The sequence below is a fragment of the Dyella sp. 2YAF14 genome (genome assembly GCF_052114725.1).
Taxonomy (GTDB): Bacteria; Pseudomonadota; Gammaproteobacteria; order Xanthomonadales; family Rhodanobacteraceae; genus Dyella.
Window position 1 is genome coordinate 12,634 of the sequence record NZ_JBFRFH010000007.1, and the last position, 23,911, is coordinate 36,544.

The following is a 23,911-nucleotide window of genomic DNA, read 5'->3' on the forward strand; positions in this document are numbered from 1 at the left end:
AGCAAACGGGACGATCGAGTGAGTCACTCACTCCCTGACCGTGACCTCCACACGCCGGTTCGGCGCCAAGCAAGCGATCAGTTGGGTCTGCGGGCCATTGGGGCATTCCTTCACAGGGTCCGCTTCACCTAGTCCCTCCGAGGTCATGCGGTTGGCGGGGATACCCCTGGCTGCCAGGTAGTCTCGGACGGCATCTGCGCGATGCTGCGACAGGGATCGGTTATGGGTGGCAGTGCCCAGCCTGTCGGTATAGCCGGCTATATGTATTCTCGCGTCGCTGCCACGCAGACGGTCGGCTAGATAGTCCAGCTCGCTGCGGCCCGAAGAAAGAATATCGGCGACACTCCCCTTATCGAAGGCGAACATGGCGTCCGCCGACAGCACACGCTTCTCCACCGACGGCGCAGGAGATGTGGTGATAGCTGGGGATGGCTGCTCAAGCAAGGCCTCGCACGATTCGGGTTTCCAGTAGAAGCTTTGCGCCATGTGGTCATCATCGAAGAGCACCTTGTACTGGCATACCGTCACTTCGTCGCTATCGGTCTTGCGGAAGTTGAACACGTAGTTCCACTCGCGTACGCCCCACACACCTTCGCTGAAGTGCGGATAGCCGATCAGGTCGGAGACCTGTTGTTTGTTGAGACCGGCGCGCATCTGCCGCAGATTGGCGAGATTCGGGAAGGTACCGCCCTTGTGCATGGGTGTGACCTTGTCGGGTGTCGGCCACACCAGTTCGCCGGCCGAATGACCGTCCTTGGCTACGTCGTGGCTGACGTTGCCGCAGGCGGCCAGTGCAAGTGCGGCGGTGATCGCCAGGCTGATCTGTTTCCATGATTTACGCATATCGATGACTCCTCGATGCTTTCGGGAGGCGCCCCGGCGCATGGCACCGGGCGGCACCTGTTACCAGACCACGCCCGCGCCCACGCCCGCGCCGGCGTCGCCGCGCGAGTTGGTGGTGGCGTTGAGCTTGAAGACGTAGCGGCCACTCTCGGTGATGGTGGACATGCCAACCGCAATACCGGTTTCACCATGGAACGCGCCTAGCGAGACAGCCGCCGAGTTCTGATTCGGCTGATAGGCCTGTGGCAGGCTCGCCAGTGCCATCGCCGAGGCGATGCCCGCGTTGGCGCGGTTACCGATTTGATTGAGCTGGCGGTCGACGGTTTGGAAGCGCTGATCCACGTAGTCTTTCGACCAGTTCTCGGCCTGGTTGATGGCCTCGCCGAGCTGGCCCACGTTCACCGCATCGGTGGCGTTCACGCCGTTGGCGACATTGGTGACGGTGCGTTCATTGCCCGCCGAACCCACGGACACGGAGTTGCTGGTGGACGCCACCGAACCCGCACCGATGGCGACGCTATTGTCACCCGCGGCACTGGAACCGCTGCCGACGGCCGTGCTGTTGTTGCCCGACGCAGTGGCGCCGGCACCGGCCGCAGTTGAGTTGTTGCCCGTCGCCGACGCCACCGTCGTGTTGTTAGTGCTCGTCTGGTAGGTGTTGTTCACCGTGTTGGTACCGCCGCCGTTACCGCCACCACCCGCCGGCGGCAGATTGTTGACGACGTTGGCGAGGTTGTTGAACTGCGTGTACAGCGAGTTCAACGACTGGTTGGTGGCATATAGCTGCGAGCCGTTGATCGCATCCGTGCTGGCACCACTGATACGACCTGCAGCCACGTTGGTGAGCGTGCGCTCCGCACCCGCGCTGCCTACGCTCACAGTCGACCCCGGCGTGGTTCCGGCGAAGTTGTAGGTGACACCGCCGAGGGTGCTGCTGGCGGTGCCCACGGCCGCATCGGTCTGCGATCCAGAACCCAAAGCCACGCTGCCGGCAAAGGCCGCCTGCGAGCCCGCGCCCAAGGCCAGCGCCTGGATGCCACTGGATGTGGCGTTGGTTCCAAGCGCGACGCCATCAGCAAGATTCACGGTGGCGTTCTGGCCGATGGCCGTGCCACCCGGCGCAGTCTGCTGCACGATCGCGCCATTGCCCATGCCGATGCCGTTGTCACCGTTCACCGTCGTCTGCGGACCGATGGCGACCGACTCCGCACCTACGGCCAATGAATCGGACGCGCTGGAGTTGGCGTGGAAGTACTTGATCGGCGTGACCGAGAACGAACTCATCGCGCCCTTGAGCTGGCGCAAGGTCACCGCATCCTGATCGAGCGTGCCATCCGCTACATTGGTGATCTGACGGAAATCGGTGGCGTTGCCAACCGAGACCGCGCCGAGCAAGTTGCGGTCGGTTGTGTTGTAGGGAATGGTGTTGGTGCCCACAGTGATGGAGCCGGAGGTCGGTGCGATCGGGCGATCAGACACTGCGCCGGAGCCCAGCGCCACGCCACCGAGCACCGAAACAGCCGTGTTCTGACCCAGCGACGTGCTGTTGTCCGCCGCCGCCGTAGCGCCCACACCCGCAGCCAGTGCGTTGATACCGGTGGCGCCGTTGTTGGCGAAGTTGCCGCCCTGCACGCCGTTGTCGTTGACGCTGTAGTAGTGCGTGCTGCTGGCAGCGACCACATTGCTCAGGTTGTCCACGGCCTGGTTGGTGGCGAACAACTGCGAACCGTTGATCGCATCCGTGCTCGACCCATTCACCTGTCCCGCCGCCACGTTGGTGATCGTGCGCTCATTGCCCACCGTGCCCACGCTGACCGTGCTCAGCGGCGTCGCGCCGGCATAGGTGTAGGTGGTGCCGGCGATTGTGCCGCTGCCCGTATGCACCACCGCGCCCGTGGCTGCGCCGGAACCCAGCGCCACGTCACCCGGGTTGGTCCCGGCCGTGGCGCCATTGCCGATCGACACCGCGTTGGCGGTACTGGCGGTAGACACCGGCCCGATCGCGACGCTGTTCGCGCCAATGGCTTGCGAATCGACCAGGATGGAGTTGGCGTGGAAATACTTGATACCGCCACCACCATCCACCGCGCCACCGATCTGGTCGAATACCTGCTGCAGCGAGGTGTACGTTGTGCCGCCGTAGCTGACGTTGGTCGTCACGGCGCCGGTAGTGGGATTGTAGGTCGTGCCCCCACCGATGCTCGTGGCAATGGTGTTGCCCAGATTCGTCACCGTGCTGCCCACTGCCGTTACGGCCTGGTTGGTGGCGAACAACTGCGAGCCATTGATGGCGTCCGTGCTGGAACCGCTGATGCGGCCCGCGGCGACGTTGGTGATGGTGCGCTCGGTGTTCAAGGCACCCACGCTCACCGTGCTGGTCGGCGTGGTGCCGGCAAAGTTGTACGTGGTGCCGTTGATGGTGGTGTTCGCGGTTTGCACGGCAGCAGCCGTGACGGAGCCCGAGCCCAGCGCAACATCATTGGCGTTGTTGGCGGTAGCTGCATTGCCGAAGGCCACCGCGCCGGCGGCCAGGGCGCTACTGCCGTTGCCCACCGCCACCGAGCCCACGCCCTGCGCATTATTGGTGTTGCCGATCGCCACCGCGCCGTCGCCGTTGGCAATGTCATTGGCACCGGTTGCGACCGCGCCGTTGCCGTTGGCGGAGTTCGGATCGCCGATGGCGACCGCGCCATTGCCGTTGACGACCTGCCCCTCGCCGATCGCCACGGCGCCCGTGCCGCCATTGACCTGCGAGCTGTGGCCCATCGCCACCGAGCCGGTGCCTGCGCCCGCGGCCACGGTGTTGCTGTTACCCACGGCAACGGTGGAACTGGCCAGCGCCTGCGACAGCGCACCGACGGCGGTGGCGCCGCTCGCGCCTGCATTGGCCTGCGTGCCGACCGCCACGGCATTGAGGGCATTGGCTGTGACGCTGCTACCCAGCACGACCGAGTTGACGCCTGACGCCGTGGAGTTACTGCCCAAAGCGATCGCACCGGTGCCCGCGGCACTCGTATTCACACCGAACGCAGACGAGTTGCCCATCGTGGCATGCGTGTCGAAGCCCACGGCGGCAGCATTGCTGTTGATGGCGCTCGACTCTGCGCCGATCGAAATCGCATTGGTGCCAGACGCCGTGGCGCCTGCGGTGGTGTCGCCTCCGATTGCGATGGAAGCGACGCCGGAGGATTTAGTCGTCATGCCGAGGGCGATTGCACCGGTCTGGCTCGCATTGGCCTGCAGGCCCATGCCGATGGAATAGGTGCCCGAGGAGTTCACGTCCGTGCCGATGGCGATGGCCGACTCTGCCGATGCACCGGTCCCGGTGGTGCGGGCACCTAGATAGATCGCGTTAAGGGCTGTTGCGTAGGCTTGCCAGCCCACTGCCGTCGCATGGGCAAAAAGGCTTTGCGTCGACAGACCCACCGCCGTCGCTCCCTCGCCGGTGGCATTGGTAAAGCCGCCCAGGGCGGTGGCTTGCCCGTTGTTCACTTGAGCAGACGTGCCTAGCGCAACGGCGTTCAACGCACCGACCGCTTTGGACACGCTACCGATGACGACGCTATTGGCGGAGTTCACATCGGCCGAGGCATGCGTGCCGATGGCCACGCTACTGGTCGAGGCAGACGATGCGCCATCGCCTTGGGCAATCGCCGAGGCACCCGTGGCGTTGGCGATGATACCGATGGCCATCGCGTTGCTGGCCGTGGATACCGCCTGGGTTCCAAAGGCAATGGAAGAGTTGCCGGAAGCCGTGACGTCGGTGCCAACGGCGATGGCGCTATTGGCCAGCGCCCCTGTCCCGGCCGCGGTACGCGCTCCGATATAAATGGAATTGATGAAGGCAGCATTGGCCTGAAAACCGAGAGCCACGCCATTCTGCCCCGTGCTTTGCGCGGCGTATCCGACCGCGACCGCACCCAGTACCGAAGCATTGGAGATTGAACCGAGCGCAGTCGCGCCGAGCCCACTGGCCGTGGCGCCCAAGCCCATGCAGGAGGCGGTGCCGTTATAGGCGTTGAAGGGCGAAGGGTTGCAGTCCACCGACTGCGCATGGGCCGGCAAGACCCAGCCCATGGCGCCTGCTGCCGCCAGCAAGACCAGCACGCCCGAACGCCGGGGCATCTTGCCTTGCCCGCCACCGCGCTGGCACGAGGCCAACTCCGAAACCACCACGAGCTGGTTCAGCGCGCGGCTCCACACCTTGCGATAGATCTTGTTCATGCCTGGCTCCCTTGTGGCTCATTGGCATCAGGGACGCGGTCAGGACAAAGTGCTGGGCGCAGAAACCTATCGCGCATGCATCAAGCCTGTGCGAAGGAAACAAACCCTCCTTCGCTCACGCCATGGCATGAACGTTTTCTTGAAACGTCAGGAATCGAGTCGATGCGCTCGGCTACTAAGAACCCTGCACAGCCCCTGTTTGATGACGAAGACTCAAACGAAACGGCATGACTGGGGAATCGGCCTGATTCGCTTCGTTCCGTTGATGCGACACCCGTGTACTCGCGCAGCACTTCACGCGCAGCCCCCCTGAAAATAACCGGACTGTTTCAAACTGATTCGCGGCTGCCGCATCCGAAGAATGGCACCACAGGAGCAAACTTGTGAGTGGCGATCGACAAAAAAAACACGAACCTCGTCACAATTTGTATCGATCTATCTTACGATTGCGCGCCTCGTGAAAAGTGCATGAAGACTTTCCGCAAGCGGCAACGGCATGACACGTTCCGTGCAACGGAGAGATCTACTTCCAGGCTTTTTGGACGACAGAAAATTCTTGCGGCCTGTTGCATGTCTGCGGCGGTGAGCCCTATGACGGCGAGCATCGCGGCGGGCCTTTCTTCCGCTCGAAACACCTCCGCCATCGGGGAGAGCAGCTTCAGCCGTTCGAACCTGCTGCACTGCATCTGCCGTAAGTTCATGCACACGAGCCGGGTGCCGTGGCGCACAGAGAACCCTGCCGGGGTCTCGAAAACGATGGAGGCTGCGTGCCCTCGGTCCGGCACGTTAATGCTCAAGGTGAAGGAATCCGTTCGTCATCCTCTCCGGCGCTGCGCAGGCGGTTTCTGCAGCCGCAGAGGGGGCGCATGAAGTGCATGCCGAAGCTGTCGATGTTCGCCTCGCACCACCCCTAAACTCCGGGAACTCGGTATGGCGGCAGATGCAGATCCACAACAGTTCGCCGCGAGAACTTGTTCGTGCCAACACGCGTCTGCTTTGGGTCGGAAGCAGACCTAATGCATTCTAAGCAGGGGTCTCACCAGGCGGCAATTCGTCCCCTCTCGGCAAGCGAACGTGGAGCCGCGCCTGCTCGTCCTTGGCCCCAAACGCGCGGTAGTTAGACCGGGCCTGATGCAAACTCGGGCGATTCGCGCCGCCAGCGAAGTCGGGGTTCCCAAGCTGTACGTCGTCATCTTCCCAGAAGCAAACAGGACAGATCACGAACGAGCCGGGGAACGAACCGTCTTCTGGCATTGTGAAGTGGCCGCAGCACGGGCAGGCAGAATTCATACTTCCCCATCGTCATCAGTTAAGGGGCTGTTTCGAGCCCTAAGCGTCACTGTGCGGGGCCCTCAGGAATTCTCGGGACGTAGCGAATACCGACGATGTTTCTGAATGCGCCAAGCCTCGGAATTCCCGATCCTGCGTACTTGCCATCAAAAACAGCGAGCACCATCACCGGCGCCAGCCCTTGGCTCAGATGGGCCATGACCTTTTGGTCCTCCGGATCCATGCTCGTTCCAATGAGCTCGATTCCTTCGACCGGGACGTCAGCCTCATATCTTTCTTTCGAAGGGTAGAGCACTACCTGATCAAATGTCTTGACGATAAAGCCCACCACCGAGACTAATCTGCCATCGTATTTTTCAGGAGTGGCGATCAGCTTATAGAAGGACACATTGCACAATTCACGACTGGCATCGCGCCCCCACGCGTAACACTGCGTTCCGAAGCGTCCGTCATGCGTCCTTTCCGGCAAAGCCGTTTGCGCCGATAGGTTCTGGGCCAGAAGGAGCGCGGATAGCAACAGGATGCTTGCGTACCTCATTGGGACACCTCCAACAGTAACAAACTTCCAAAAGTGAAGCGGTAGGTGCCGAGACAATTCGGGCGGCCCAGCGTTCTATACATATGCTCGAGCTACTGTGGTCCGCTGTGGGTCGGAAGCGGACCTTTTGTAAGTCGATCCACTAATTGTGGATCGAGGCCTTCTGGGTCTCGACCACGAGTGAGGCTATCTGGTCTTCAGACAGGTTTTTCAGGTCATTGAACGCCGCATCGGTCAAGCGCTTGTCTCCAGTTCCTTCGCCATGCAGCTCATAACCCTTATCTGAGTGCAGATAGAAGAAGTAGAAGGGCATGGCAGGGTTACTTGGAGCCGTAACAATGACCAAGGATCCTTTGTCCTCGCAGCTATAGACCAGCCAATCGGTGCCCCCGTACTGCTTAGTCACCGGACCCACATCGCATTTGAGTGTGGGAGCGTCAACGGAATGAGCGCCCCTTGCGAAGAAGACCGTGCCTACCAGCATCAACAGTAGCAGCCGCTTCCATCGATTCATTGAGCCCCCTCAGGCTATCCCAGCTTGGCCAAGATACCTGGCCACCCGTTGATTCTTCAAAGCGTCCGCTACGGGTCGAAAGCGGACGTTCGAGGAACTTACATTTTGACGCCGCTCTCCCGAAACGCCTTGGATGCCATAAGGCATTGTCCAATGCTTCGCTGGAACCCACCACTAGCCATGAGCTGTCCATAGTGAACAAAGGATGGCTGCTCGCGGATGCTGATCAGCTCTTGGCGCTCCTGGTCAGTGAGTGCACTGACAAAAGCAGGATCCGGCCCCTGGGGGGGAGCCATGTCTAACATCATTGATCAGCATGGCCTGCCCAAGCTCCAGGGTCTTCTGGCCCATCGGAGTCTTGAATGTCTTGATCAGGTTGGCTGCATCCTGAGGTGTCATCGGTGGCCCTGAGAACCCTCGTGCCACACAGCCTTTGACATCCGAAATGCCATGTCGAGCAACGCTTGCCATGAGCTTAGCGAACTCCGCATCATTCCCTTTTCCCCTGGCCGCGGACACCTCGGCCGCCACGCCCGCCATGTTCCTGTAGTTGTCCAGGAAGTTGGTCACTTCCACCAATTGTTCGAAAACTCCATCAGAAGCAGTCGCGTCATTCGCCGCTTGCGCGTGTATCGCTGCCGACCACAGCGCAACAGATGCGACAATGCAAAACATCGGGTTGATCTTCATCCCTCTCTCCAATCATTCCGTGCGCTTGCCGGGGTCGGCGATCGCACCAATAGGAGATCGGCAGCACTAGTCGCCACGCTCCTTTCATCCCCCCTCACTCCAGATCGCCAACTGCTGACAATTGTGTGCCTTCGACAATGTAGCGATGTCCGCTCTGGGTCGAAAGAAGACCCCTTTCGCCTTGTAGTCGCCAACGAAATCCCGCCCGCCATCGGGGCCGCGGAAACGGGGTCAGGTTCACTTCTCGAGCCCAAAGCCAAGGCTTAAACGAAGTTGACTTCGTTTTTGCGCAACCCCGTTTTTGCGGATCACCCACCATGTCCATGCTCAAAGTCAAAACTTCTTGTGATGTAGAGCTCGTCGATGTCCTGAACTTGCGATGGAAAAGGATCAAATGGCGAAGCCTCATACACAGCTTTTAAAGCTGCATCATCTAGCGTCTGAAATCCGGAAGATCGCACAACGCTGGCGGAAGACAACGTTCCGTCTCGCTTGACCACAGCCGTAATCAACACACTTCCATATTGCCTATCGCCTGCTGCCATCGCGAGGTATTTGCGATTGCCCACGGCCTGCACCCGACCGATCCAAGCATTCGCATAGGCCTCCATAGCCTTTGACTGCCCGGGGTCACTTCGACGGGGGTGGAAGTTGGCCATTCGGCTCTTAACCTCCTGACGTAGCTGCTCGAGCTCTTTGGCTTTGTCAGCTTTCGACACTTGCTCTGGAGTGCTCGCGGTCTGGCCGGACTGGACTTGCGCATAAGTAACCTGCGCAGAAAGCAGCCACAGAGCGCAGCTAAAAACCAAGGAGCTCTTGATCTCATTGATCAGTTCCATGTTCTCTCCTCACGACGCTGCCATCCCAATGGAACCCAGCGCCTGCTACGGGTCGGAAGCGCCTTATGTACTCCACTCTGAACTGCATAGCCCCACCCCGTGAGCTCCGCGCAATCCGTCTGCTACGGGTCGGAAGCGGACCTTGTCATCTGTCTTTTGCATCATTGAGAGACAGCCAAGCGGGCGGTCTCGCGGTTTCTGAATTCATTGACCAGGCGCTTGAAACCTTCCGTTTAGCCTGAAGGTTGCCACGGCACCACGCGTTCCAATCCAAGTTGTAAATGCCAACAGGCCCCCGACTCGGGTGAAAGACAGAGGCCCTGCCCAAAAGACGAAACTTACGACCCCTAGAAGGGCGCCGGCTACGGCCCCGGTGCGGCTGTGTTTGAACCGGGTGAAGTAGCCGCAAATCGCGAAGAGAGAAAAAGCGAATATCAGTCCAGGGGCGAACAGAAGCCAGAAAAAGGCCAGCAACGCGGCGCACCCGAAATAGCAATCACCGGCCCAGGTGGCTAGATCAATGGCCGTCTCCCGGTCGGCAATTTTTCCAAACAGGGCCTTCTGTACTGGAATCATCTATCTGAAGCTCCTGACGCTTTGCCTAGCTTAGATGCGCATATGCGTGACGTCCGCTACGGGTCGGAAGCGGACATACGCTAACCACCCATTGCCTCATCCTAGGCAAGGTTTTTTGTCAGTACGTATAAGAAAGACAGCACAAGGAGCGAGAAGATCGACCACCAGATGAACTTCGCCGTCGCCGATTTCGGTGACGTCCCTCCTACACTAAACATCGCCTTTCTCCTGTTATGACGCTGACACGGCAGTTCGTGCGTTCTCTCCATAGCATGTCCGCTTTGGGTTGCGACTTCAGCCGGTCGACGCAACACTCCTAACGCTTGCGCGTCTATAGTGTGTTGCGTCGACCGGCTGAAGTCGCAGTCGAAAGCAGACATCACCACACTCCGAATCTCACCGCTGGCCCCGAGCTCATCCTCCAGTAATCCCGTGATCCGAATACGGTCGAGGCTCTGCCAACGCCGCGCGGTGCACGGTGGCGTCACCCGAGGCGCCATCCCGCGAGCACAAAGCAGGTCAGTCCGATCGTCACTCCAACGATGAGAATCACGGTCTCCTGCCTCGCCTTGGACCGTGGAAACGCTCGTGTCCATCGTTGGTGCAGCCATCGACCAAGCCACAGCGTGACCAGGAGGGCGAGGAACGGGACTTTTCCATTGTCGAAAAAGAGTTTGGACAACGCGCATGCGCCAAGGGCTGCCATGGCGCAGCCATAGATGACACGCCGTTCCTTGAAGGCGCCAAGCGACATGAGCAGCACCAGCGTGTAAAACGGCCAGTCCGGGAAGGAAGGCGGCCATTTCCAACCGGCGACGCCCAACACCGCCAGCACCATTGCGCCCCATGCTTCCCTGGGTACTTTCTCCAGTCGCAGCACTTGCGCCAGAGCATGCAGGCGTCGCCGGATGGCTGGATGCCAACGCAGCTGCCACGAACGCAGGGCTATTCCGAACCAGTCGGTGAAGAAGAGCGCGGCGGCGAGCAGCATGGCCGTCCACAGCCCTATCAACGCCACCATCGGGGCGTTGCTGGTGTCTGTCAGCAGCAGCGTCGCGATGAGGATGGCAGACACGGCTGCCATCGGAATGGTCAAGGCCATCTGCAGCAGGTTGGGCATCGGCGCGAGTGCGCGATACCAGAACCTGGTCGCCTTTTCGCCCAGGACAGCAGGCAGCGCCGCCCCGCCGTAGGTGGACGTGACCGCCCTGAACGACCGCGCGATACGGCTTCGGTTGATCAGCAAGGACGCCATCATCCACGCGCGCTTACCGCCACCAAACTTGCGAACGGTTCTTAGGGTACGCGCGGCCGAATTCTTTTGGTTGCCCGGTGCATCCAGCCACTTTGCGAATTCGTCCTTGGATACGCGCTGCTGCACCTGGGTGACGAGCATGCTGGCGACGTGCGGGGCGCCCGGCTTTCTGTAGTCGTCCCAACCAAAGAACTGAGCCAGCACCTCGATCGCTTCGCGGCGCGGGGAGCCTTCGGCAGCGATCTTCCGGAGCAGGGCTTCGGACGTGGCGGCCTTGAAATCCAGGGAGATCAGGGCGTCATGGCCATGCAGCCAGATGGCGAATCCCGACCACCGGCCATCGCGATCTTTGGTCTGCGCCAGAATGTTCGCGGCCACCTGCTGTGGCGACGGATGCGCACCGGTCGTGCTCACGTCGGGCGCAAGCCGCGTTGCGGGCGGCGGCAAGGGAGCGCGGGGAGCGCCCGGCATGGTTGGCAGCGGCCTCACGATAGCGGCCGGCGCCGCCTTGTCGACCACCTGGGATGCATCTTCGGCAAGCTTCCGGCCCGCAGCCGATTGTTCAACGCGCTCCTCATGGACAGCGGACGTGAGCTTGGCGTGTGCCAAGTGCACGCCGGCAGCATAAGCAACGGGCTCCTTCGAAGCGCTCTTCAATCGGGAAAGAACGGCGTCATAGGCCTCGCGGAGCTGGGCAAAGGCCTGCGGATCATCCTCCGGTCGGCATGCCTTCAGCCGTGTGGCGTACGCCCGCTTGACCGAGCGCACGTCGTCCGTGGGCGCGATGCCAAGAATCGTCCACCACGCCGGATTCAAACGATCGACTCCGCCTCGACACTTGCCAGTGCATCGCCGAACTGTTTCTGCGCCGTTCGAATGCGCAAGGGATCCTGGCTTTCCAGTACGGCCCGAAATGCCTGTATCCATTCGGACAGGACTCTGCGCACGTCGCCGATCCGCTCTTCGTAAAGGCGTTCCGCGCGAGCGATGAGGACCATATTCACCTGGTCGTCGCGCGGATGGATTTTCAGATGCGCCAATTCGCCGAGGCGTTCGGCGATCTGTTCTGGCGTCATGGAGGACGCATGGTGTTGGATCACCAGGCTGTGGCGCTCCTGTGACTTGACGACCCGTGCTTCGACTTCGATGATCCCGCTGATGTCGTAGGTAAATCGAACGTCTACCGAGTTTTCGCTGATGACGGCGCGGGGCAGCGGCACTTCGATCTCGCCAAGCAGAATATTGCCCGACACTCGCGGCGATTCGCCCTGAAAGACGCGCAGCTTCAGCGATGTCTGAAAGTCTGCCGTGGGATAGAACGTGCCCGATTTGCTGGTCGGCACCACGGTATTGCGCTCGATGATGGGCGAGTAGAGGCCATTCTCACGGTGGCCCGTCGCGTCACGGTGCGACACCTCGATGCCAAGGCTGTAGGGGCATACATCGGTCATCACGACTTCGCGCAACGACTCGGCGCGTGCCTTGAGACCAGCCATGACGGCGGTTCCGCGCGCGATCGCTTCGTCCGGGTTGATGTGGCGCAGCGGCAGACGTCCAAACATGCGCGTGACCAGACGGCTGACCATCGGCATGCGCGAGGCGCCGCCGACGAGCAGGATCTCGTCCAGGTCGTGGCTCGCGCTCTTGGAGTCACGCATCGCGCGCTCGATCGGCGCGCGCATGCGGCCAAGCAACAGGGCCGCTCGCGATTCGAACTCCGGCTCGGTGATGCTCCAGCGAAACGAACCCGCTTCAAGATCCACCGGTGCATCGAGGATGGCGCCCTGCGATAAGTCGCGCTTGAAGCGTTCCATCCGCTCGCGAAGTTTGGCGCGGTCGCTCGGGCCGAGCGATTCGTAACGAAGATTGAGATCCTGGCAGAACGACTGCGTCAGCACCCCCACGAAGTCCTCACCGCCGAGGAAGTTGTCGCCGGCAGTGGCATGCACCTCCATCACGCCGTCGAACAACTCGAGGATCGACACGTCGAAGGTGCCGCCACCCAGGTCAAGGACCAGAAATCGCGATTCGCCCCCACTCTTCTCCAGGCCATAAGCCAGAGCGGCTGCCGTGGGTTCGTTGACCAGCCGATCGACCTGGATGCCGGCCAGGGCTCCCGCATTGCGCGTTGCCTTTCGCTGCGCGTCGCTGAAATAGGCCGGCACGCTGATGATGGCCTCGGTGACCTGTTCGCCCGTTTCCGTTTGTACGTCGGCGATCAAGGATTTGAGCACCAAGGCGGACAATTCTTCCGCGCGGAACCGATGGGTTCCGATCTGCGATACCCGATCGGACCCCATGCTGCGCTTGAACGCGGCCACCGTCAGATGAGGGTGCGTCACGAGTCGTGATTGTGCCGCCGCACCGACCAGCACGGCGCCGTCGTCGCCTATGCCGACCACGGATGGCGTAAGGAAGCTGCCATGCACGTTGCGAATCAGCTGTGGTCCTTCCGGTGTCCACACACTGACAAGTGAGTGCGTGGTACCCAAATCGATCCCTACGATCATGCAACCGCCCCTTCGGTTGAATATCGCCATGAGGATAATCGAACAGTGGCCGGTTTGCAGCGAGCAGGGCGCGCATACGCACGACCTCCTGCCAGCTTGGGGTTGACGCCAGCGGAGCCGGCCATCGGCCAGATGGTGGTTGCACGACCGACGACGACGCTGGGCCGGACGCGGATGCCGACCCGGCCAGGGCATGACCCCGAGGCTCGATCACCCGCTGCCGAGCGCAGCAGACCTTTCAGCTCAAGACGACAGGATCGGATCTGATTCCGTCGGAGTCCGGAAACGGGAGGCACACTGAGGCGGCAACAGCCGCTAGCTCCGCGTAAATGCATAGAGGACAAAGCACCAGCAGTAAACCCCGGCACCTATTTCCGTGCGCAACACGTAGGCAAAAACAAGAGTTCCCGCCATCCATCCGAGCCAATACTTGGCAACAGACGCCCAGCCGAGCTGCTTATGCCGCAACACCGTGAAGACGACCATCCCCAGGCAACCAAGAACAAAGTTCACCAAGCCCTCCTTCCTTGGAAAGGTTATGCCCCGATGGCACTGCAATTTGCACGACCATCGTGACTGCTTTGCGTCGAAGGCAGACATGGCCAGCCTGCCTCGCCCCTGCTGACCAAATCCCGGGCATACGCTCGCTGGAGATAACTCATCGCGGTGGTGATTCACGTCGACCCATGACGACGAGGTAGCCGGTCAGAAATCCAAACCACATGCCAAGCAGGCAGGACAGATCCGTCGTTACAGCATGTTTGGATTCTTGCGATCGAACACACATCGACAGCAAACCGAACAACAGAAACAGACTGAGAACGGCGATGGAACGGTGCGCAGCAAGACGACGTTCCCCTGAATGTGAGACGACCGCTTTGTTGGGCCCCAGCCACTCCCGCCATTTGTCGCCCCACTCACGCATGGTTATTGCCAACCCGCTCCATGAGCGCGGCAACTGCGCGAGCAGATAGAAAAGCAATCCACCGAAGAAGAAACCATTCGTCATGCCCGGATTGAGTGCAAATACGAACACTGCCGTGTTTGCAGCCACCAGTCCCAAGGCGATCGCGATGAGCTGCGCAACGTTCACAGGCACCCTCCTTGGTAGTTCAGCTCCATAAGTTGAGTCCGCTTTGGATCGCAAGCCGACCCACCGCACGCAGCAGACTCAACGCTCACCAGGCTGGATGAAGAAGGTTATCGTGTAGTCGGGATTTGTAACGACTTCCCCTGTCGACCGAAGGTGGTACTCACCCGGCGGAGCAGACTCGATGGATCGCATGTCTGGCGGGAGATTGAAAGACTCTCCGTCACGACTACCCTGCAGTGCCAGTGTGATGCCGGCATCCTGGGCAACTGAAGTTACACGCCCCCAGAACTGCTCCTGTCGCTCGGGCTTGCCCCCGATGTCCGTGAACGTGAGTCCCACCAGTAGCAGTTTTCCTGGCAGGTCATGGGCCATGACCTCGTCCCACGCTCCCCTCTGATCGGCATCCTTGCTCATGCCCCGGCTTCCTTTCGATGAACGTCGCTTTTATAAACCAGGCTCACTTTGGGAGAAAGTGGATACTTCAGACATCAGTGCCCGCTCTGGGCCGGAAACAGACATTGGCCCTCGCCCTGATTGCGCATCCTGATCGTTGCAAGCCGGCGCTCGTCAAACATGACGCACAGGTGATCGCCTGTGTCAGGTTCCGCGGGCCTGCATTTGGCGGGTTCTGGACGCTGCCTTTGCACTGCGCCGAAGCTCGCGTCCTGTTATCCGCGGTTCGCAACTACACAGCAAGGTTGCCCACAAATTGCTTGATGTTCTCCAGGACGGGTTGTTGATCGCCCGCATGGGGCCAATGATCGGCGCCTTCCAGTTCAACGAATCGCGCTTTCGCGATATGGCCGGCGAGGTGCCGTCCGGCGCCCACGCGCACCGCGCGGTCGTCGTGACGGTGCAGCACCAGAGTCGGCACGGCAACTCGGTCTAACAGGTCTCGCACATCCATATCGCGCAACGTATCGAGCACGCCCCTGATGGCGCCCGGGCTCGACGCAGCCCGCAGCAAGCCTGCCCACCAGGCCCTGGCCTGCGGATCGCCTGACAGGCTCGGCGCGAAGGTTTCGATACCCGCAGGTCCACCCCACCCTGCGATGAGGTGCTGCAGCCATCTTTCATATTGGCTGGCCTGAAGCGCGTGGCCGTAGTCGGGCGTTGCGACACCCTTGGCCAGCGAGGCGAACAGAATGAGTCCGGCGACGCGATGAGGATGGTCGACGGCAAACTTGATGCATGCAGGTCCACCCTCGGACGCGCCGAACAACACGACCCGGCGGCTGCCGGCGGCGTCGAGCACCGTGCCGATGTCCTGCGCGGTGGCCTCGACACTGGGATTGAAGCCGACCCTGTCCGACAGCCCGACGCCCCGGCGATCGAGCAAGACGAGACGCCCCATCCCGGCGAGTGACGACAGGAACGCCCGACACCGGGGCTCCTCCCACACCCGTTCGACGTGAGACACAAAACCAGGCAACAACAGAATATCGAAGCGGCCCGTGCCGTAGGTCTGGAAAGCGAGATGGACGCCCTCACCGCTGACGTAGCGCGTTGACGGCGGGTTCTCGCTGGGCAAGGTTGTGCCGGCATCGAGCAGCGCACGGGTCTCCCATTCGGGAGCCACGTTGAGCTCGTCGTGAAGGCGCTGCCGCATGGCCTCGAAATGCCGCTGGGCGGTGGCCCGGTCGCCCGCGAGCAAGAGGCTGCGGATGAGGTGCCGGCCGTACACTTCGCTGAGCGGGTCGAACTCGACCAGACGGCCAGCATGCATGGCCGCAGCCGCATAGTCGCCTGCTGCATGCTTATCCTGCACCAGCCGCTCCAGCGCCTGGATCAACCGGCCCCGCAAGGCCTCGCGACGAAAGAAGGCCCACTCGTCGAACTGTGGGCAATCGCCAGGCGTAAAGCCCTCAAGAAAGTCACCGCAGTAGAGTCCGCACGCACGCTCGAACTGGCCATCGTCACAGGCTTGCTCGAATCGATGGGAATCCACCTGCAGGTCGATCGTCGCCGACCATCGCACCGTGGATCGGTCGATGGTGAGAACCTCGTCGCCCAGCGTGCGCTGGAGGTGATGCAACAGGCGCCGCAAGCGCGCCCGCACTACCTCTTCGCTACCTTCCGGCCACAACATCGTGGCGACGACATCGCGTCCGACGGATCCCTTCGTTTCGGCCAGGTAGACCAGCAGCGCAAGGCCTTTGCGCAAGGCCAGCGGACATGGCCGGCCATCTCGACGTATCTCGGGAAATCCAAGCGTCTGCACTCTGAGCAGAGCCATGGCGAGGCGACCCTCAGTGACGGCGTCCAGGGGACGCTCAGGGGACGGGGCAATCCTAGCATTCCGTGCAAGCGATGGTTGCCGGATTCATCGCGACCCATTGAAACGGAGGATTGCCATGAAAAATCTGGGCGAGCATGCGATCGTGATCGGCGCCAGCATGGGTGGGCTTCTGGCCGCCCGCGCACTGGCGGATTTCTACACCACCGTCACCGTGCTTGAACGCGATGCGTTTCCTGCGGCAGACACGCCGCGCAAGGGCGTGCCGCAAGGTCGCCATACGCACGGTTTGCTGGCGCGCGGAAGCGAGGTACTCGAGGCGTTCTTCCCGGGATACAACGCCGAGGTCGTGGCGCAGAGCGGCGGGTTGATCGGTGATGTTGCGAACGATGTGATCTGGATCGGCCGCAATGTCAGGCTGGCTAACGGCAAGAGCGACCTTGACGGCTTGCTCGCGAGCCGCCCCTTGCTCGAGGGCCACTTGCGCCGACGACTGCTGGCGTTCCCGAACGTTTGCGCCATCGAGAATTGCTCTGTCCGGGGCCTTGTCGCTGACGCCGCCGGCAAAAGTGTGATTGGTGTGAGCGCGCGCGTCGGAGGCAAACCGGAGGAAACCATCCATGCGGACCTTGTCATCGATGCGACTGGCCGCGGCTCATCAAGCGCGGCGTGGCTCCAGCAGCTGGGCTACCTGCCTCCCGCCCAGGAGAGGGTCCATATCGGCATCTGCTACATGACTCGTACTTATCGACGTCGCCCAGGCGAGCTGGGCGGCAAGCTCGGCATCGTCGTCGCCGGCAGTGCGCCGAACTGGCGCAATGGCGTCATGCTCGCGCAGGAGAACGACAGCTGGACCATCAGCACCGGCGGCTTTCTCGGCGATGACGCGCCCGACGATGATCAAGGCTTTCTCGCCTATCTGGCGACACTGCCGACGATGGAGATGCACGACATCGTCGCTCGCGGCGAGCCGCTGAGTGGATTCAATCGCTACCGCTACGCCGAAAGCCAGCGCCGGCGGTATGAAAAGCTCTCACGCTTCCCCGGCAACTACCTGGTGTATGGTGACGCCTTCTGCAGCTTCAACCCTATCTACGGCCAGGGCATGACCGTTGCTGCCCAAGAGGCCTTGATGCTGCAACAGTGTCTAAGCGCGGGCACAAAAAATCTCGCGCGCCGGTTCTTCAAGGCGGCCGCGACGATCGTGGACATTCCGTGGCACATCGCGGTCGGAAGCGACCTGCGCAATCAGCGAGTCAAGGGCGCGCGCACGCCAATGCTGCGCTTCATCAACTGGTACATCGACAAGCTTCATCTTGCCGCGATGGAAGACAGCACGCTGGCGACAACGTTTTTGAAAGTCGTGAACCTGATGATGCCGCCGTCATCACTGCTGCGCCCCGCGATTGCCAGGCGAGTCTGGCTTGGCAACTTCATGCGTGCGTTCTCGACTACCTCGCCAGCAACTGAAACAGCAGAGCAGCATGGCGCATCGTCATGACCGGACAACACGGTATGGCTCGGTGCAGTCGCCTTGGCGTGGTCGCCACGATGGCGCCCGCCATGGCAAAAAACGACTCAACGCCACCTCATCAACGACGCCCATCAAGATGACTGCCTTCACTACTGAAAGGGTCCTGAGCGTTCGTCATTGGAACGAAACGCTGTTTTCCTTCACGACGACACGGGACGAGGCGCTGCGCTTCGATAATGGCCACTTCGCGATGATCGGCCTCGAGATTGAGGGGGCGCCGCTGATGCGTGCGTACTCGATTGCCAGCGCCAACTACGAGGAAGACCTCGAGTTTCTGAGCATCAAGGTGCCCAACGGCCCACTGACCTCGCGTCTGCAACACCTGCGTCCGGGCAACGACATCCTCGTCAGTAAGAAGTCCACGGGTACGCTGGTCATCAGGGATCTTCTGCCCGGCAAGAACCTCTACCTGTTCGCCACCGGCACAGGTCTGGCACCCTTCATGAGCATCGTTCGCGACGTCGCGACCTACGAAAAATTCGAAAAGGTGATACTGCTGCACGGCGTGCGCACCGTGAGCGAACTGGCCTACCAGGACTATCTGACCAGGGAATTGCTGCAGCACGAATGGCTCGGTGAGATGATCGCCGAGAAGCTGATTTATTACCCGACCGTCACGCGCGAACCGTACCGCAACCGCGGACGCCTGACCGACCTCGTCGAGTCCGGCCAACTTTTCCAGGACATCGGCCTGGCCCCGCTCAGCCCGGAAACCGACCGCGCGATGATCTGCGGCAGCCCGGCAATGCTCAAGGACACACGCGACCTGCTCGATGCTCGCGGCTTCACGATCAGCCCGCGTGTCGGCCAAGCGGGGGACTACGTTATCGAGCGCGCTTTTGTCGAGAAGTAGAAAGCATCAAAACAATGGTCGCAAAGCCGGGCCGAGTGCACGCTGTGCCGGATTTCCCAGACCCAGCCCCCGGAGATGGTGTGTGGATGCCACACGAGCCCAACAGCCGCAACGTGAACAGTCACTCCAGGTGAGCCAACAGCCTTAGGAATACATAGGCCAATGCTCCCCACAAGAGCAACTCCCAGATCAACCCGACCCAGAAGCTGCGGGTGCCCATGGTGCTGGTTGCGAACATCTATGCAAGCGCAGCGTTGCTGGGTGCGGTAGTGCTCGTTGTTGGCCGACGGCTCGGCTGCCCGCCCGCCTTGGCGCCGTACTGGGCGGCATCGCTTGCTTTGTCGTGCGAATGGCCAACGGCGGGCCCGCAGAGATCCGACGGCGTGCTCCCGGTGTTACGCGCACCCAATGAATAGCACCGCACCCGAGTTGCGCGTGGAGACTTGGATCTCGCACGGCAGGGAACGCTACGCCGATGCTATCCGCCAGTCGCCGCAACGGTGCAAGCAAGGGCGCTGCGGTTGCGCAGATGCCCCAATCCATACGGGCATCGGCGCTTGGTACCAGCGATGGCAGGTATCCTGCAAAAACCAGATAGCCATCTGGATGGCCATGTGAGAGTGCAGCCATCGACGCCGACGACAGGCACGCGTCAGCATATTCTTGCGCCACGCAACGAGAACGTAGTCACACTTCCAGTGACGCGACTTCCCTATAAAAAAAGGACAGCCAGCGCATAGAGCTCGAGGCAGCCGTACTGCCTTCTCTTGCATTCCGTATTCCACAGCGCAGCCAAGGCGATTCGCACATCGCCATGGCCCGGGTTTGTGTTTGCGTTTTTTGGCTGCATCGGCCCATGTGGGCCTGTCATCCAATCATTGGGGAGTTCTTGCGCATGAAAAACGAAAGCAAAGGCGGCTCGCGCCTGTTCATCGGCGGACGCGTGATGAGCCTTTTGGCATTGACGCTCGGCATCCAGGGCGCCCTTGTGGCGCAATCCGCGTTTGGCGCCGACGCGTCGTCGTGGACTGTTACCCGCACCCACGTTCCCTATACCGGCGACGCCGCCTTTCAGGGCTATGCCGCCGATCAGGAGCCAGTGTCGATCACCGTGTCGCTGAAGCTGCGTAACCAGGACGTTCTTCAGGATTTCACGCGAGAACTCTTCCGTCAGGGCAGCCCGTCCTATCATCAGTTCCTGAGCAGCAAGGACAGTACCGAGCTCTTTGCGCCCACTCAGGAGCAAGCCAAGTCCGTTGCGGACTATCTCGCGCAGCAGGGTTTCACCAACATCGAGATCGCGCCGAACCGCTTGCTGGTCACCGCCGATGGCACCGTTGGCGCAGCACGCAATGCTTTCCGGACAGCGATCGGCCATTACACGCGCCACGGCAAGGATGGCATCGCCAACACCAGCGACGTGCAGGTGCCGGCGGCGCTGAGCCAGACCGTGGATCAGGTGCTGGGCTTCAACACCCTGCATCAGGCCCGCGTTTTCTCGGTGCCCGGATCGCAGATCAAGCCCGCTTATACGGTGGTGTCGACGACGGGCAATTCGGCAGCCCATGCCTACTACCCGCAGGAGTTTGCGACCGTCTATGACGCCGGCACGACCGCGACGGCCAGCAATACAACCGTGGCGGTGCTTGGCTGGGGCAGCATGACCAATGCGCAGACCGACCTGACCAAGTTCGAAAGCGGCCAGGGAATTACCGCGGTGCCGACCTCGATCGTGTCGACCGTCACCACGACCAGCAAGGACGACAGCGGCCAGGGCGAGTGGGGCATGGACGCGCAGGCGATCGTTGGCGCAGCCGGCAGCCTTCAGAAGCTGATCTTCTATACGGACGGCGGCACCTACAGCTCGCGCACGGGATCGAGTGGCGCCTCCAACAGCGGACTGCTGCAGGTGATCAACCGAGCCGTAAGCGACAACAGCGCGAAGGTCCTCAACATGTCGTGGGGTCTTCCGGAGTGCGATGGCGCGCCGGGTTTTGCCGATTCGGCCTTCGCGCTGGGCGTCACCCAGGGACAGACTTTCTCGGCCGCCACCGGCGACAACGGTTCCTATCCTTGCCCGCTCAATGGCAGTGCGCCGGAGAACGGCGCCTATGGCAGCACCACGCAGCTTTCGGTGAACTACCCGGCGAGCTCGCCGTACGTGGTTGCCGTGGGCGGCACCACGCTCAACACCTCCTCAACTGATAGCTACGTCTCGGAAGCCTCCTGGCCGTACAGCGGTGGCGGCGTGAGTGCATCGGAAGCCACGCCGAGCTGGCAGCCGAGCGGTTATGCACATCGCACCGTGCCGGACGTGGCCTTTGACGCGGACTGGACCAACTCGCCGATCATCGTCTACTTCACGGCGAGCTCAACCTCGGGCATCAGCCAGTCCGGCTATTACTTGAACGGCGGCACCAGCCTGGCATCCCCGCTTTTTGTCGGCGTGTGGGCACGACTTGAATCGGCGAACAACAATGGCCTGGGCTTCGCCGCCCCGGCGCTGTATGCCTACGCCAGCCAGTTTCCGTTCCACGACGTAACGACGGGCAACAACGGCTACTACTCCGCCGTCGCCGGTCGCGACAACGCCACTGGTTGGGGCAGCATCGACATCCAGGCGGCAAGCAGCTTCATCACCGCCACACCCGGCTTCAATACCGCTACACACTAAGCAAGACCAGATCGGATGCCGAAGGCGGATGTCAGCCGCCTTCGGCCATCCTTTTCGGAGTGACGGTCATGGCGCTTCGCTTCGCGCTGCACCTTTCACAGGTGCTGCTGAAAGAAGACCACCCCCATGTGGGCGTGCATGCGCTTCTCTCGCGCAACGAGTTCGTCGGGACAGAGACCCAAACTTTCCCACCCGGGCGGGAAACGCATAAGCCCAGGAAATTCGGCATCAGTCGCGCCCTTTCCTGGCCTCTAGAAGCCTCAAGCACCGCGTCCGCTCTGGGCGGGAAGCGGACTTTGCCATAGCGCTAGGTTTCAAGCACAGGTTGCCAGGCCTGAAACGCCTCACCACTGTCTTCATCCCAAGGCCAGGCGCCCGTGGTGGATGGGTATACGAGTTGGAGGAGTCGAAAGTTGGTTCCTCCATAGAGCCAGATATCCCAGCCCGTGTATTGCTCGTAGTGGATTGGACTCACCGTGCGGAACTCGCAGTCGAAGTCATCCAGGAAACCTTGAGCACGCATCCCAGGACTGAACGTCTCGCCAGCACGCGCTCTGGCGCAGTACTCATTGATCATGTAGTGAGCCAACTCTCTCCGCAGGCCGATGATGATCAGCTCCGGGCGCCCTATGGAGCGTTCCAAGCCAACGGAATAGCTGAAAGGCGGCAACTCATCTTCCTCAAACACATGGATGATGTGGCAGCCGTACTTTTCGATGTCGTCAAGACACTTCTTCTCGGCTCGATCCATCGTCGTCATCTCCATCCAGTTCTCACGGGGAATAGTCCGCTTCGGCGCGGCAGCTGGCATTCCCAGCTTGCCCAACGGCCCCATCCTCCGCAATGCGCCACGACAATTCTGGGTTGACGGGCAACCACGGCATCCTGAGATGCGTGCACTAAGACCCAGCCGCAGGCCCGCCTGAAAAGTAGCTATGCTTCCCCGCCATTTCAGGGAGGAACCCCATGCATCGTCTACCAGGCCTGGATCTGCTGCGCGCTGTCGCGATCGTGTCGGTCCTTTGCACGCATGCATGGATTGTCGGCGGCATGGGCTACGGATTTGGCTGGATCGAGGAATACGGCTGGATGGGCGTTGACTTGTTCTTCGTCCTCAGCGGGTACCTGATTGGCCGACAGGTTCTCCTTCGCCACAAGCGCGGTGATGGAGTGGACCTGCGGGCTTTTTACCGGCAGCGGGCCTACCGCATTGTTCCTGCCTATTTGACTGTAGTGGCGCTCTATTTCTTGGTGCCCAACCTGCGGGAGCAAACGGCGATCCAGCCGCTCTGGCAGTTCCTCACCTTCACCATGAACCTGTTTGTCGACCAGCGTGTACTGCACGCGTTCTCATCGGCCTGGTCACTGTGCGTGGAAGAGCACTTCTATCTCATCTTCCCGATCGCGGTGCTTGCCATGGCGCACCGCTTGCGAGCGAAGCACGTGACGATCGTGATGCTTGGCCTGATGCTGGCAGGCATCGCGTGGCGCGCATTCGCCTGGTGGCAATCCGCAACGCCTGACGCGGGCGGCAGTGGTGTGTGGGAGATGGACGGGCGACGCTATATGGAGCTCATCTACTACCCCACCTACGCACGCCTGGATGGATTGCTGTGCGGCGTTGGCCTGGCGATCCTGAGCGTCTACCGGGCATCGCCATGGGAGCGCCTGCAACGACGCCCCGATATGCTCGCGCTTCTTGGATTGGCCTTGGTCTTGTTCGCGGCCTGGATTTTCCGGGACATCCTCACCTTCGCAGCCTGCGTCTTCGGTTTCCCGATACTGTCAGCAGGCATCGCCCTGATCGTTGCCGCCGCCGCAAGTCCCGCCAGCCTCCTCGCTAGAATCAGGTTGCCCGGTACCGCCTGGGTTGCGACCACCTCCTACAGCATCTACCTGAGCCACAAGGCGATGCTCAAGCTGGCTTCAAGGCATCTTCCGGATGACCTCAATCACCGCGGCATCATCACCTTCGCTTGCTGCGTGCTCGTGGCCATCACGGCAGCAGCTCTTTTGCACTATCTCGTCGAGCGCCCGTTTCTTGTCCTGCGCGATCAGCGGCGGCGCATAGGAGTGCCTTTGCCTGTCACTGGGGTCGGCGGCACATAAATGAACGCGTTGCGAGCGCGCTGATGGCGAAGGCTTGGTCCTTCGATCTGCTACTGATTGAGTCAGCTCCGCCCTGGGTCAGCGGCGGACGCTTTTCCGGGAAACGCCACTTTCTGGCCCGCCAGATTTGCGG

General features: G+C 61.3%; 17 protein-coding genes. 4 read left to right on the forward strand and 13 right to left on the reverse strand.

Annotated features, from left to right (window positions below):
- Window positions 1–27: 27 nt before the first annotated feature.
- From AB4Y82_RS12250 to AB4Y82_RS12305, 12 genes are all read right to left on the reverse strand, one after another.
- Window positions 28–843, reverse strand: coding sequence for an OmpA family protein (locus AB4Y82_RS12250; protein ID WP_441605607.1), 816 nt, complete (start codon window positions 841–843; stop codon window positions 28–30).
- 60 nt (window positions 844–903) lie between these two features.
- On the reverse strand, window positions 904–5,067 hold the full coding sequence (locus AB4Y82_RS12255) for an ESPR-type extended signal peptide-containing protein (protein ID WP_441611308.1): 4,164 nt from the start codon (window positions 5,065–5,067) through the stop codon (window positions 904–906).
- 1,023 nt (window positions 5,068–6,090) lie between these two features.
- On the reverse strand, window positions 6,091–6,357 hold the full coding sequence (locus tag AB4Y82_RS12260) for a CPCC family cysteine-rich protein (RefSeq protein WP_441605606.1): 267 nt from the start codon (window positions 6,355–6,357) through the stop codon (window positions 6,091–6,093).
- A 46-nt stretch (window positions 6,358–6,403) separates the two neighbouring features.
- Window positions 6,404–6,895: a hypothetical protein gene (locus tag AB4Y82_RS12265; RefSeq protein ID WP_441611310.1), complete on the reverse strand. Its 492-nt coding sequence runs from the start codon at window positions 6,893–6,895 to the stop codon at window positions 6,404–6,406.
- Window positions 6,896–7,037: 142 nt separating this feature from the next.
- Complete coding sequence (locus tag AB4Y82_RS12270) at window positions 7,038–7,409, reverse strand: hypothetical protein (protein WP_441605604.1); 372 nt, start codon at window positions 7,407–7,409, stop codon at window positions 7,038–7,040.
- A gap of 246 nt (window positions 7,410–7,655) precedes the next feature.
- Window positions 7,656–8,099 (reverse strand): hypothetical protein, encoded by a 444-nt coding sequence (locus AB4Y82_RS12275; RefSeq protein WP_441605683.1) that lies wholly within the window; start codon window positions 8,097–8,099, stop codon window positions 7,656–7,658.
- A gap of 308 nt (window positions 8,100–8,407) precedes the next feature.
- Entirely contained in the window at window positions 8,408–8,938 is a 531-nt protein-coding gene (locus AB4Y82_RS12280; RefSeq protein WP_441605684.1) for an energy transducer TonB family protein, read from the reverse strand.
- Between the two features lie 1,060 nt (window positions 8,939–9,998).
- Window positions 9,999–11,585, reverse strand: a complete 1,587-nt coding sequence (locus tag AB4Y82_RS12285; protein ID WP_441605327.1) for a hypothetical protein — start codon at window positions 11,583–11,585, stop codon at window positions 9,999–10,001.
- Window positions 11,582–13,279 (reverse strand): Hsp70 family protein, encoded by a 1,698-nt coding sequence (locus AB4Y82_RS12290; protein WP_441605326.1) that lies wholly within the window; start codon window positions 13,277–13,279, stop codon window positions 11,582–11,584. The genes AB4Y82_RS12285 and AB4Y82_RS12290 overlap by 4 nt, the downstream gene beginning before the upstream one ends.
- Before the next feature lie 658 nt (window positions 13,280–13,937).
- Window positions 13,938–14,372, reverse strand: a complete 435-nt coding sequence (locus tag AB4Y82_RS12295; RefSeq protein WP_441605325.1) for a hypothetical protein — start codon at window positions 14,370–14,372, stop codon at window positions 13,938–13,940.
- Between the two features lie 78 nt (window positions 14,373–14,450).
- On the reverse strand, window positions 14,451–14,786 hold the full coding sequence (locus AB4Y82_RS12300; protein ID WP_441605324.1) for a hypothetical protein: 336 nt from the start codon (window positions 14,784–14,786) through the stop codon (window positions 14,451–14,453).
- A 271-nt stretch (window positions 14,787–15,057) separates the two neighbouring features.
- Window positions 15,058–16,608, reverse strand: a complete 1,551-nt coding sequence (locus AB4Y82_RS12305) for an alpha/beta fold hydrolase (RefSeq protein ID WP_441605323.1) — start codon at window positions 16,606–16,608, stop codon at window positions 15,058–15,060.
- Between the two features lie 118 nt (window positions 16,609–16,726).
- Here AB4Y82_RS12305 and AB4Y82_RS12310 point away from each other — a divergent pair, with 118 nt between their 5' ends.
- The 3 genes from AB4Y82_RS12310 (at window position 16,727) to AB4Y82_RS12320 (ending at window position 21,669) form a co-directional block, all read left to right on the forward strand.
- A complete protein-coding gene (locus tag AB4Y82_RS12310; protein ID WP_441605322.1) occupies window positions 16,727–18,109 on the forward strand; it encodes an NAD(P)/FAD-dependent oxidoreductase in 1,383 nt (460 codons plus the stop codon).
- 109 nt (window positions 18,110–18,218) lie between these two features.
- Complete coding sequence (locus tag AB4Y82_RS12315; protein WP_441605328.1) at window positions 18,219–18,995, forward strand: ferredoxin--NADP reductase; 777 nt, start codon at window positions 18,219–18,221, stop codon at window positions 18,993–18,995.
- Window positions 18,996–19,890: 895 nt separating this feature from the next.
- Window positions 19,891–21,669: a S53 family peptidase gene (locus tag AB4Y82_RS12320; RefSeq protein WP_441605321.1), complete on the forward strand. Its 1,779-nt coding sequence runs from the start codon at window positions 19,891–19,893 to the stop codon at window positions 21,667–21,669.
- A gap of 307 nt (window positions 21,670–21,976) precedes the next feature.
- Here AB4Y82_RS12320 and AB4Y82_RS12325 read toward each other — a convergent pair whose 3' ends face one another.
- Window positions 21,977–22,495 carry a DUF4262 domain-containing protein gene (locus AB4Y82_RS12325; protein ID WP_441605320.1) on the reverse strand — a complete coding sequence of 173 codons (519 nt, stop codon included), beginning with the start codon at window positions 22,493–22,495 and terminating at the stop codon, window positions 21,977–21,979.
- A 140-nt stretch (window positions 22,496–22,635) separates the two neighbouring features.
- Here AB4Y82_RS12325 and AB4Y82_RS12330 point away from each other — a divergent pair, with 140 nt between their 5' ends.
- Window positions 22,636–23,778: an acyltransferase family protein gene (locus AB4Y82_RS12330; protein ID WP_441605319.1), complete on the forward strand. Its 1,143-nt coding sequence runs from the start codon at window positions 22,636–22,638 to the stop codon at window positions 23,776–23,778.
- Window positions 23,779–23,911 lie beyond the last annotated feature (133 nt).

Excerpts from the sequence above, each read along its gene's own strand:
- AB4Y82_RS12250 (WP_441605607.1), bottom strand. The coding sequence starts at position 843 with ATGCGTAAATCATGGAAACAGATCAGCCTGGCGATCACCGCCGCACTT.
- AB4Y82_RS12255 (WP_441611308.1), bottom strand. The coding sequence starts at position 5,067 with ATGAACAAGATCTATCGCAAGGTGTGGAGCCGCGCGCTGAACCAGCTC.
- AB4Y82_RS12260 (WP_441605606.1), bottom strand. The coding sequence starts at position 6,357 with ATGAATTCTGCCTGCCCGTGCTGCGGCCACTTCACAATGCCAGAAGAC.
- AB4Y82_RS12265 (WP_441611310.1), bottom strand. The coding sequence starts at position 6,895 with ATGAGGTACGCAAGCATCCTGTTGCTATCCGCGCTCCTTCTGGCCCAG.
- AB4Y82_RS12270 (WP_441605604.1), bottom strand. The coding sequence starts at position 7,409 with ATGAATCGATGGAAGCGGCTGCTACTGTTGATGCTGGTAGGCACGGTC.
- AB4Y82_RS12275 (WP_441605683.1), bottom strand. The coding sequence starts at position 8,099 with ATGAAGATCAACCCGATGTTTTGCATTGTCGCATCTGTTGCGCTGTGG.
- AB4Y82_RS12280 (WP_441605684.1), bottom strand. The coding sequence starts at position 8,938 with ATGGAACTGATCAATGAGATCAAGAGCTCCTTGGTTTTTAGCTGCGCT.
- AB4Y82_RS12290 (WP_441605326.1), bottom strand. The coding sequence starts at position 13,279 with ATGATCGTAGGGATCGATTTGGGTACCACGCACTCACTTGTCAGTGTG.
- AB4Y82_RS12300 (WP_441605324.1), bottom strand. The coding sequence starts at position 14,786 with ATGAGCAAGGATGCCGATCAGAGGGGAGCGTGGGACGAGGTCATGGCC.
- AB4Y82_RS12305 (WP_441605323.1), bottom strand. The coding sequence starts at position 16,608 with ATGGCTCTGCTCAGAGTGCAGACGCTTGGATTTCCCGAGATACGTCGA.
- AB4Y82_RS12310 (WP_441605322.1), top strand. The coding sequence starts at position 16,727 with ATGAAAAATCTGGGCGAGCATGCGATCGTGATCGGCGCCAGCATGGGT.
- AB4Y82_RS12315 (WP_441605328.1), top strand. The coding sequence starts at position 18,219 with ATGACTGCCTTCACTACTGAAAGGGTCCTGAGCGTTCGTCATTGGAAC.
- AB4Y82_RS12320 (WP_441605321.1), top strand. The coding sequence starts at position 19,891 with ATGAAAAACGAAAGCAAAGGCGGCTCGCGCCTGTTCATCGGCGGACGC.
- AB4Y82_RS12330 (WP_441605319.1), top strand. The coding sequence starts at position 22,636 with ATGCATCGTCTACCAGGCCTGGATCTGCTGCGCGCTGTCGCGATCGTG.